The sequence below is a fragment of the Methanosaeta sp. UBA458 genome (assembly GCF_002496085.1).
GTDB lineage: Archaea > Halobacteriota > Methanosarcinia > Methanotrichales > Methanotrichaceae > Methanothrix > Methanothrix soehngenii.
The window spans coordinates 1-11,520 of sequence record NZ_DAIK01000169.1 but is presented as its reverse complement, the minus strand read 5'-3'; the positions used below and the strand labels follow the sequence as shown (position 1 = coordinate 11,520).

4 protein-coding genes and 1 pseudogene are annotated in these 11,520 nt (G+C 52.0%); all 5 read left to right on the top strand.

The window, feature by feature from the left end; genetic code table 11:
• Window positions 1-2,096 (top strand): annotated as a pseudogene (locus BP822_RS12440) (hypothetical protein); the annotation flags it as partial.
• 13 nt (window positions 2,097-2,109) lie between these two features.
• Entirely contained in the window at window positions 2,110-3,906 is a 1,797-nt protein-coding gene (locus BP822_RS12435; protein ID WP_013720726.1) for a tetratricopeptide repeat protein, read from the top strand.
• 32 nt (window positions 3,907-3,938) lie between these two features.
• Complete coding sequence (locus BP822_RS12430; RefSeq protein WP_394296214.1) at window positions 3,939-5,399, top strand: tetratricopeptide repeat protein; 1,461 nt, start codon at window positions 3,939-3,941, stop codon at window positions 5,397-5,399.
• 36 nt (window positions 5,400-5,435) lie between these two features.
• The gene (locus BP822_RS12425; RefSeq protein WP_083804749.1) at window positions 5,436-7,934 is read left to right on the top strand and encodes a DUF3856 domain-containing protein; all 2,499 of its coding nucleotides are present in this window, start codon (window positions 5,436-5,438) and stop codon (window positions 7,932-7,934) included.
• Between the two features lie 74 nt (window positions 7,935-8,008).
• Window positions 8,009-11,431 (top strand): tetratricopeptide repeat protein, encoded by a 3,423-nt coding sequence (locus BP822_RS12420; RefSeq protein ID WP_013720729.1) that lies wholly within the window; start codon window positions 8,009-8,011, stop codon window positions 11,429-11,431.
• Window positions 11,432-11,520: the final 89 nt, after the last annotated feature.

Sequence of the window (11,520 nt, the reverse complement as noted above, 5' to 3'; positions counted from 1 at the left end):
CCGGCATAACCAGTCCCCCAGATATCACTAGTCCCGGCATAGCCAATCCCCCAGAGGTCACAAGTCCCAGCATAGCCAATCCTCCGGAGATCACCAGTCCCAGCATAACCAATCCCCCAGAGGTCACAAGTCCCAGCATAACCAATCCTCTGGAGGTCACCAGTCCCGGCATAGCCAATCCTCCGGAGGTCACCAGTCCCGGCATAGCCAATCCCCCGGAGGTCGCAAGTCCCAGCATAACCAATCCTCTGGAGGTCACAAGTCCCAGCATAACCAATCCTCCGGAGGTCACAAGTCCCAGCATAACCAATCCCCCCGAGGTCACAAGTCCTGGCATAGCCAATCCTCTGGAGGTCACCAGTCCCAGCATAACCAGTCCCCCTGAGGCCACAAGTCCTGGCATAGCCAATCCTCTGGAGGTCACGGGTCCCGGCATAACCAGTCCCCCGGATATCACGAGTCCCGACATAACCAGTCCCTCGGAGATCTCCAGTCCTGACATAACCAGTCCCTCAGAGAACCGCAGTCCCGACATAACCAATCCTCCGGAGATCACGAGTCCAGAAACCGCCAGCTTCCAAGTTACAAACAGTTCCCAAACGAATACAAGTGGAACCAGGGTAACAGGCTTTCCGATAAATAGCAGTGAATCGGGGGAATCCGGGACCTATCTCGCTAGCAATGCTTCAAAGACAACCTGGATTTTGGAAAACAATGTGGCATCAAATAATTCAAGCATAAATGGCCCGGCTAGAGCTGATGTATCTGGAATCATTAATTCCACTGAATCCGGCAATCAGAATACGGGAATTCTGCCAAATATGAACGCTAATACTTCCTTCATAGAATCAATGCCGACACAAGGGAATTCATCAATTCTGCAAAGCTCAGAAATCTCCATGAACAGCACCAATGAATCCATTACTGGAAATGAGTCCTCTGCCCTCCTTCATTTCTGTGATGATGGCAATGCCTGCACTGCAGATGCCTGGAATGGAAAAGAATGCGTTCATACTCCCGTAAACTGCGATGATGACAATCCCTGCACAATCGATTCCTGCGAGAATGGGGTATGCGCTCATAAGCAGAAAGACTGCGATGATCAAAACGAGAGCACAATAGACTATTGTTTGAATGGAGTGTGCGTCCATTCTTCAAAGAAATGCGATGACGGCAACGCTTGTACCATCGATACATGGAATGGAAACGAATGCGTTCACACCCCAGGAAATTGCGATGATGGCAATGCTTGCACCGCCGACTCCTGCGAGAACGGGACATGTACTCATAGGCAAAAGAACTGCAATGACGGCAATCCTTGCACTGCCGACTCTTGTGTGAATGGAGAATGCACTCATAGCCAAAAGAACTGCAATGACGGCAATCCTTGCACTGTCGACTCCTGTGTGAATGGAGAATGCTACCATAAGGGAAAGAACTGCGATGACGGCAATGCTTGCACTATCGATGCCTGTGACGGCCGGGGCAAATGTATGCATCTGCGGAGGAACTGCGATGATGGGAATCCCTGCACAATCGATGAGTGTGATCCGTATTGGGGGTGCTCTCATACACCCGTGGTCTGTGGAGCTGGAAAGAGGTGTGTGAACGGCGTTTGTCAGACGATTTCCTCACCTCGGGCTGCCCCGAGCAGCTACACGATTCCACCCGGATCATCCATAAATCTGCCCTGGGGAACGGCAGTCACAGCCATCGGCTCTGCAAAGGTAGAGAATGGAGTTACATATGTTGCCGGACAGCCCCTTATATTCTCAAGACAGCTCGGCTACGATCAGGCCGCTCTTGCAGCCCAGGGAATAAGTCAGGCAGCTGGGAGCGCCGAGATGGTGGGCCTCGCCTGGCAGAGCAATCCCTTCAGCGTTACCCTGATCAAGCCTGATGGGAGCAAGCTTTTCCCGGATAGCGACCGTCAGAATATAAAACACGTCACTGGCACGAACTACGACTATTACTTCCTCAGAAATCCCGCAAAGGGTATATGGAATATCGAGATCAGGCCCATAAATCCGGGAAGCAGAGGAGAGAGCTTCTCATTGATCACGGGACTTGTGTCAGGAGCCGCTTTCGACCAATGAAGGAGGTTTGTAAATGAAAGAGATATCTGCTATCGTAATGCTAACGATAGCTATGCTCTGCGCCTCTGCTATGGCGGAGAGTATGTCGGTTAATCAGACTGGAATAAGTGGGAACATATCGGAACGCAATCCCTTCCAGGATGTCGTTCAGGGATATGACCACGCCCTGCAGCTGGACCCCGGAAATGCCAGTGCCTGGTTGGGCAAGGCCCAGGTATCTCAAATTCTGGGAAATCAGATTGAATCTCGGGAATATTTCCAGAAGGCTCTCGATGCGACCAATGGGACCTTGAAGGATGATTCTCAGGATGCGAAAGCCTGGCAGGCAATGGGTGTAGCTCTGGCCGGCCTTGCCAGAAATGAGGAGGCAATAGGTGCCCTGGAAAGGTCAATAGAGATTTCAGACCAGAGGCTGGAGGAGAATCCGGAAGATATAGATTCGTTGTGGCAAAAAGCTGTAAGCTACGAGGCTCTGTACATGGATTATGCTGCCATCAAGGCATATGAAAAAGTCATAGAGCTGAACTCCAGCAAATCGGTGGGTGCCTGGATCAGGATAGCCGACATACTCTTCGCAAAAGCTAACGGCTATAACGAATCGGTGGAAGCCTTCAATGAAGCAATTAGACTGATGCCTGACAATGCCAGCTGGGCAGGGGGTGTTGTCTCAGATCAAGGGAACTCTATTCTACGTACGGACGTCTGGCGGGATGATGATAAGATCCTCAGAGTAACCATCGGCAGCTATAACAAGTCTACAAAGAAATTTGATTTCATCCAGCAGATTGTTTCAAGGCCGGCTTCCACCTGGTTGTTCAGAGACAACAGTATTGGCTTTTTACAGACAAGAGCCGAATTTGCAGCTTTAGCTGCCAATAGAATGCAGGAAAAAACTGATGGCTGGTATAAAACGAGTCAGGAACTTTTCAAGAAGGCATCATATGAAGAATCTGTCGAAGCCCTCAACAGGGCCATTGAGCTTGATCCCCAAAATGCTACGCTCTGGGACGCTAAAGCCTCAAGCCTCGGCATTGCAGCCTCCTTTGACGGCAACCGCAGCCAGTACAACGAATCACTCAAGGCGCAGGACAAAGCCATTGAACTGGATCCAGGAAACTCCACATTGCATATTCACAAAGGCTTTTTCATCGCCAACCTGGCCGATTTGAGCGGGCACAAGAATGAGAGCCTGTACGAAGAAGCCATCAAGGAGTTTGATAAGGCCCTTGAGCTTGACCCGATGAATGAGGAAGCTTGGACCTACAAGGCATCAGTTCTCGATACTAGGCTGAACAAATCTGCGGAGGCCCTGCTCGCTTACGATAAAGCTATCGATCTTGATGGCGAAAATGCAATTGACAATGAATCGCTGAGCAATGCCTGGAGCGGCAAGGGAACGGCCCTGGCAAAACTGGGAAGGTATAACGAGTCCTTTGAAGCCTTTGACAAAGCCATAGAGCTGAACCTGCAAGCCTCCGCCTTTGTCTGGCTCGCAAAGGGCGATGCCCTCAACCAGTCGGGAAGATATGAAGAGGCCGCTTTTGCATACGATAAAGTCGTTGAACAGAATCCCGACTCCTCGCAGGCGCTGATAGCTCACGCTTACGGCAGCAAGGGAGATGCGCTAAGCGCCTGGGGAAAATACGATGAGGCGGTCATTGCCTACGATAATGCCATCGAGAACTACCCGTCGGAGCCTATGGGTGCACAGACCTGGCACAAAAAGGGCATTGCTCTCCAGGCGCTGGGCCGCACATCAGACGCAGATGCCGCCTTCGCAAAGGCAAAGGAGCTGGGATACGAAAAGTGATTCCTTAATAATTTTTATTGCATCGAAAATGGGTGATTGAATTGAACAAACGTCGAGTGGGGAAAAGACACAAATGCAGAGGGCTGTGGGCTGTTGCTCTGGGCATGCTGGCTGTCGCAGGACTATGTGCTTGTGTCACTGCACAGGAAAATACCACAGACTATTGGATGGACAAGGCTGAAGGGCTGACGCACAACGGCTCCTTCGAAGAGGCCATCTCAGCATTGGACGAGGCTCTGAATATAGAGCCTGAAAATGAGACCGTCCTGATCCGCAAGGCTTGGTATCTAAGCGTAGTTGGCATGGCGAATGAGTCGGCCAAGGAATACGAGAGGGCTCTCTCCTTTCTGGATGAGGACTTGAAGAAGAATGCGAGCGATGCCGAGGCCTGGGAAAAAAAGGCCAGTGCCTTGAACAGTCTGAACAGGAACGAAGAATCCATCAAGGCATATGAGAAGGCACTGGAAGTCTTCGACCAGAGAATAGAGAGGAACCAGTTGGATGCAGACGCCTGGATGGGCAGGGCCAATGTTCTCCTGAACCTAGGTCGATGGGATGAGGCCCATGAGGCCTACGATGAAGTCACTGAACTCAAGCCGCAGGATTACAATGTCTGGTGGAGAAAGGCTGAGGTTATAAGCGGCATAGGGGACATCAATGAGTCGGTTGAAGCATACGATCGAGCCATCGGCCTGATACCTGCCAACGATACAGATGAGCTTGCCCTGGCTTATGCCTCCAAGAGCGAGAACCTGGCCTCTGTGGACAGATGGGAAGATGCCCTGGAGGCGGTCAATAAGTCTTTGGAGCTAAATCCCAGGAGCAGCACTTGGTGGCATTTCAAGGCATTTATTTTAACAGAGCTTGATCGAAAGGAAGAAGCTCTGGCAGCCTTCAATGAGGCCATCGGGCAGAATCCGGAGGATATCGGCAACTGGCAGTGGAAGGCCAGCCTTCTCGTCGAGATGAAGAGGTACAACGAGTCCTTGGAGGCCTATGATAAAGCAATCGAGCTGGCAGCAGAGAACAACACCGAAGAGCTGGCACAGACCTGGTTCTCCAAAGCATCAGCCTTGAACAAGACAGGCAGGAATGAGGAGGCAACAGATGCCTTCCAGAGGTCCCTGAAGCTTTATGATGAAGCGATAGCAGAGAACCCGGGCGATGTCAGCCTCCTGGAGGCGAAAGGCCGAGTGCTCTTCAATCTGGAAAGGTACGATGAGGCCATAGCCATCTATGACCATATCCTTGAAACCACTCCGAGCGTCGAGCCAAGATTAACTCACATAACCACATGGATTGCCAGGGGAGATGCTCTCAGAGCTTTGGGCAGGAATGAGGAGGCTCTGGAGGAGTACAACAAGGCCATAGATATGAGCCCCAATTTCAGCACAGCCTGGCACGGGCTGGGAGAGGCGCAGAGGGCGCTGGGCCAAACCCACAACGCGAGCATGTCGCTTCTAGTGGCACAGAAGCTGGGGTATGAGGAATGACCATAGCATTTTTGTAAAGTTAATGGGGGTTTGTGAATGAAAGCAAGATTTGCCATCGCGTTGTTAACGGTAGCCATGCTCTGCGCCTGTGCCCTAGCGCAGGAGGACAGCGCAGAGGACTGGTTTGACATGGGCAGGAATGAGGAGGCAATAAGCGCCTTCGACGAGGGCCTGAAGACGGACCCGCAGAATGCCTCTGCCTGGCATCATAGGGGAATGGCCCTGGCGGGCATGGGCCACGGAGCGGAGGCTAACCAGTCAATTCAGAAGGCCATGGAGCTCATAGACCAGAGGCTCCAGGAGAACCCTGAAGACCAGGAGGCCTTATGGCTGAGGGCAGAGGAGATGGATCTCTTTGGGAAGAGCGAGGAAGCACTGGAGGCCTACGGTCGGGTGGCAGAGTTGAACTCATCCCACGCTCTGGAAGCCTGGATAAGGGAGTCAGATATCCTGGCGGCTCAGGGCAGGTACAACCAATCGGTAGAGTCCTTCAGCAGGGCAATGGCTCTGGTTCCCGCTAACAAATCCGAGTCGCAGTTAGGATTCCAGCGGCGGAGCGAGAACACCTTTATATTCACAAAAGCCTGGCTCATTAACGGCCAGATCCACAGGGTCTCTATCGGATTGTACAATATCTCCTCAAAGTCCTTCGATGAGATAGAGCAGATCAACTCCGATTATATTGCAGCCTTGCAGCTAAAAGGCAAGGCGGTTGATCCAGGCAGACATGGAGGCTCACTCATGGGGTCAAGCCTTAATTGGGAAATGTACACCTTCAACCAGCCAAAAGCGCAGCCTCAGGCCTGGCCTCCCTGCCTGACCATAACCAAAATCAATCCCAAGGAAGACGATTTCATCGATATCGCCGACAACCTGAAGGAGGCCGTCAGTCTCCAGAACTGGAGCCTGGAGATTCAGGGATCAAAAGTATCGCTGCCGGAATATTCCCTTCTGCCAGGGAAAGCCGTCAGGGTTCACCTGAGAAGCGGCCAGGAGAATGAGACAGACCTATTCCTGGACAGCAATCTGGGGCTGAATGACACTGTCGGAAGCGTCTCCCTGAGAGACGGCTCAGGAGCGAAAGTAGCCTCATTGGACTACTGGACCAAGCTGGATGGTTCGATCGCTCACCAGGTCACTCACTACTCAGGCACAGCTGAAAACGATCTTGAGTATCCAGGGACTGGTTATCAGGGGAAGATGGTGCAGAAGGCAGCGGGTGTTGGTCCTTTTATCGCCGAGAGGACGGAGATCGGGCCGGAGTTAGCTCATAATCATAGTAACAAAGATGAGCTGCAGGAGAACACTGCTGACGACTGGTATAAAAAAGGAACTGAGCTTTTTGAAAACGACTCTTTGGAGGAGTCGGTATTGGCCATGGAGAGGGTCATACAGCTGGATCCCGAGAACTCCAGTGCCTGGCTAAGCATCGCCATAACCTTGGGAATAATGGGCAATGGTAGCGAGTCATCAAAGGCCTATGAGAAGGCTCTGAATCTCATTGACAATGATCTGAAGAAGAACCCTCAGGATGCCAGAGCATGGGAGGCCAAAAGTGATGCCTTGATCGGCCTGGGAAGACAAGAGGAATCGCTCGATGCCATTGAGAAGGCCCTGGAGATTCTCAACCTGAGCACAGAGAGGAATCCGAAAGATGGAGAAGCCTGGTGGTCCAAGGCCAACGTACTTTATGGGATTGGTAGAAGTGACGAGGCTCTGCAGGCTTACGAGAAGGTCATAGAGCTGAACCATACGCCGAGGCTGGCAGATGCCCTGTTAATTAAGGGATATGACTTCGCTATCAAAGGCAATTACGATGAGTTCAAGGAAACCTTCAACCAGGCTATTGGGCTGATACCTGCTAGCGATACTGCAAAGCTTGCTCGAACATGGAATAGCGCAGGCTTTGCCCTCGCGGAATTAGGCAAGGAAGAGGAGGCATTCGAAGCATTTGAAAAGTATGCTCAATTAAGCCCCGGAGACAGGCACAGTTGGCGCATGAAAGGCGATATGGCCTCCGAGCTAGGCAGATACAACGTATCCATTGAGGCTTACGATCAGGCCCTTCGGATAGATCCCAAATGGGCTGAAGTCTGGTACAAAAAAGGAAATGCTTTGGCTAAAATGGATAACCATAATGATGCCTTGAAGGCGTTTGAGAAGGCTGTGGAGATCTCTGATGAGGTTATCCAGAAAGATGCAGGCAATGCCAGCGGCATTTGTATCATAAAAGGCTATGCCCTCATCAAACTAAACAGGTACGATGAGGCCATAGAAGCCTTAGACAGGGCACTGGAGATCGCTCCATCTTCTGTTCCAGTATTCCCTGCTGAGGCCTGGAATGGCAAAGGCGATATTCTGCTAGCGTTAGGGAAGAACGAGGACGCTCTAGAGGCTTACAACAAATCCATCGAGTTCAATCCGGCATTTGGCCGTGCTTGGCATGGCAAGGGATTGGCACAGAGCGCCCTCGGCCAGTTCTCTGAAGCCGACCTATCTTTTCGTGTGGCCAGGAAGTTAGGGTATCAGGAATAATCCGGGCTATTTTTTTGAAAAACATGATTGCCGCTCAAACATGAGCAATAAAAACAGGAGATGTGGGTGAAAAAATGAAACGAAAAAAGACATTAGACGCCAAGAAGCCATCGATGATAGTAGTAGGAGTAAGATTTGCTCTCGCTATGATTTCGCTGGCCATACTCTGCATCGGCGCTGTAGCGGAAGACGAGAAGAGCGCAAATTACTGGTATGAAAAGAGCCTGGATCTTTACAACAACGGATCTCTCGAAGAATCACTTCAGGCGGTCGATAAGGCCATAGAGCTCGATCCCGAGAACGCCACCCTCTGGGCTTACAAAGCCTCCGGCCTGAACTTAGCCGGGGTGATCACTCAGAACCAGAGCAGATTCGATGAGTCCCTCCAGGTTTACGACAGGGCCATCGAGCTTGATCCAGAGAACACTACCTACCTGTTGTGGAAGGGTTTTGCCTTGCGACAGGCTGTCAACGGGCTGCGCGGCCAGGAGCGCATTCAGATCTTTGAAGAGGCAATAGAGACCTTCGACAGAGCTTTGGAGATTGATCCTAAATTTGCAGAGGCCTGGGCAGGCAAGGGAGTGATCTGCGACGATCTGGCCACGTTCAACAACGACTCCGCCAGGTACAACGATTCTTTAGCTGCATATGATAAGGCCATCGAGCTTGCACCCACCAACGATAGCAGAAACCTGGCTCAGGCTTACGAAGGAAAGGCTGTCGCTCTCTCCCATATGGGCCAGGATCTGGCAGCCAGAGGCCAGATTGAGGAATCCAGGGCTGTGCTGAAGGAGGCCGTAAAGAACTACGACAAGGTCATCGACCTGGATCCGGATTTCGTGGGCCAGGAGGCCCAGCAGAATCGAGCGGGAGTACTGAAAGAGCTGGGGAGACGCGATGAAGCCGCTGCAGGATACGAGAAGGCAATAGAGCAACTGAACAGAAGCATCGAAGTGAATCTCAATAACTCTGGTGCCTGGGTTAACAAAGCAATTCTGTTCCAGGAGCAGGGCAGGTATGAGGAGGCAATTACAGCTCTAAACAATGCCACGAAAATAACTCCGGAGTATGTGATGGCCTGGGAGATGATGGGCGAGATTCTGTCCAATGATCTGGGCAGATATGATGAGTCCATAGAGGCCTACGACCGCGCCCTGCAGCTGGACCCATCCGATGCCCGAGCCTGGACCAGCAAGGGCCATGCTCTCAGGAGCTTAGGCAGGAACCGAGAGGCTGTTTTAGCTTACGACCGGGCCCTAAAGATCGATCCCAATCGTGCAACGGCCTGGTCGGGTAAAGGTGCAGCCTTAAGAGACCAGGGCAGATATAACGAATCTGTTCAGGCCTACGATGAGGTCCTCCGTGCTGTTGAACGGGACCCGACATACAGATACTCCTCTGCCGCTTTGGCAGTTGCGGATGCGTGGCTTGGGAAGTCCAAGGCCGAGTCTCTGATGGGCCCAGATAAAGCTGAAGAGGCGGCCATAGCCTACAACGAATCTCTTCAGGCTTACGAGAAGGCCATTCAGATCGATCCGGAGTCGGCCAGGGCCTGGATTGGTAGGGGCAATGCCCTGCTGAGCCTGGAAAAATATAGCGACTCCAAGGAGGCTTACGAGAGAGCAGTCGAGGTTTTGAATGGCAGCCTTGAAGAAGATCCCGAAGATGCTGAAGCCTGGTGGCTGAAGGCCGAAAGCCTGGACAACCTTGGCAGGAGCAATGAAGCGCTACAAGCTTACGATAGGGTCATCGAGCTGAATTCCTCGAAGGCAATTGGTGCCTGGATAAGGAAATCAGACATCTTCGTTTCCTTGGGCAGATATAACGAGTCAGTGGAAGCCTTTGACAGCGCTCTCAATCTGCTGCCAACCAAAGATAAGCAGAGCATCATGGGCCTGTGGTGGGCAAAAGGTACGGACATCTACCATAATGCCTGGATTGCAGACGGTCAGATTGTCAGGACCACCTCAGCATGGCGCAACCAGTCCACAGGAGCCATCGAGAATATCATGATGGTCAACTCGGACTTCACCGCAGCCTGGCAGAGGCCGACCAGTGGCAAAGGCTTCTCGCCCGAGGAAAAGCCTCTGGGCAGGCATGATGAGGCGCTGCAGGCCTTGAGCACAAACTGGGCGGATTATGGCTTCCCCAATTCTAAAGAGACTGCACAGGTGAAAATTGCAGATGATTGGGTTCAAACTGGCAGGGCTCTATTCAGAAGCCAATCCTTTGAAGGAGCAGCTGAGGCTTATGAAAAGGCCATTGGGGCTGCGGGCTCGAATAAAATTCTGCTGGCAGAAGCCTGGAAGGGCAAAGGAGAGGCATTCCTTGTGCTGTCGGGCAGTGAAAAAAGCCCTGGAAAGAGGGAAGAGGCCAATGAAAGCCTCGAAAAAGCCTTGGACTACTTCGATCAGGTACTGGAGATCTATCCAGAGAATGCTGGAGCCTGGCTCAACAAAAGCTTTATTCTCAGGTGGATGGGCAGGACCGGCGAGGCGCTCGATGCCGTAGACAGGGCAGTTGAGCTGAATCCCGAGAATATCGATTTTCACTGGCAGAGGGCGGAGCTTCTCTCTATGCTTGGTAGGTACAACGAGTCCGACCAGGCTTTTGATGAAACCATTGAGATGATCCCAGCCAATTCAAGCCGAAAATTAGCAGAGGTCTGGACCTTTAAGGGCTTTAACTTCATGGGGCAGAACAATAACGAAGAGGCATTGAAGGCATTTGAGAAGGTCACAGAGCTTGATCCCCAAGAGCCGACAGGTTGGCTTTACAAGGGAGAAGTCTTGAAGGCGCTGGGCCGACGGGCCGAGGCGGACGAGGCCTATGCCAGGGCTGGGGAGCTAGATAACCATCTCCGCAGCCTGCTAACCGCGGAGGAGGAAGCGAACGAGGCTTCCACCAGGGTTGTGGATCTGGGGTACAACGTCCAGAAGGAGAGCGACGCTAAGCCTTCTTCAACCCCTAAAATGCTGGCCATCACCAGGATTATGGCCACAGGCGAGGACGAGTTCGTGGTAGTAGCCAATAGCCGAGCAGCTGCCCAAAGCCTCAACGGCTGGACTCTTGATGTCAGTGACGGTAGGAACGGCAGCAGCAACCAGTCCGTAACTCTGCCTGATCTCACCCTTGGCCCTAACGAGAGGATCAATATCCATCTTGGTAGGGGCGAGAGCAACGAGACGGATGTCTTCTTGAACAGCGCCATCACCCTTAACGATACTGCGGGAAACATCATCCTGAAAGATGAAACCGGAATGATTGTGGCTTCTTTTGGGTACAGAGTCGAGTCCGATGGCTCTATCACAGGCATAATGACTGCAGAGGGCGAGTTTGGCTATCCGCCGTCGGGCCAAAACGAGGTGAAGATGGTGGTGAGAGAAACCGGAAGCGGCCCTTATGTCACCGAGAGGACTGAGTACGAACCTGAGGCAGCTAACTACAGCTGGATCAGAAACACTTCCCTGGAGAGGAGCGGAAAGGAGATGCTTTGATGGAGCCACTGAGTCAAGAATCAGCGGCAAGAGTCGTTTTTCTGCCGCTATCCTTGATGCTACTGTCATTGGTGATGATAACAGGCCTC

Bases quoted from the DNA above. Each gene is read 5' to 3' on its own strand.
- BP822_RS12420 (WP_013720729.1), top strand. From the start codon at position 8,009: ATGAAACGAAAAAAGACATTAGACGCCAAGAAGCCATCGATGATAGTA.
- BP822_RS12425 (WP_083804749.1), top strand. From the start codon at position 5,436: ATGAAAGCAAGATTTGCCATCGCGTTGTTAACGGTAGCCATGCTCTGC.
- BP822_RS12435 (WP_013720726.1), top strand. From the start codon at position 2,110: ATGAAAGAGATATCTGCTATCGTAATGCTAACGATAGCTATGCTCTGC.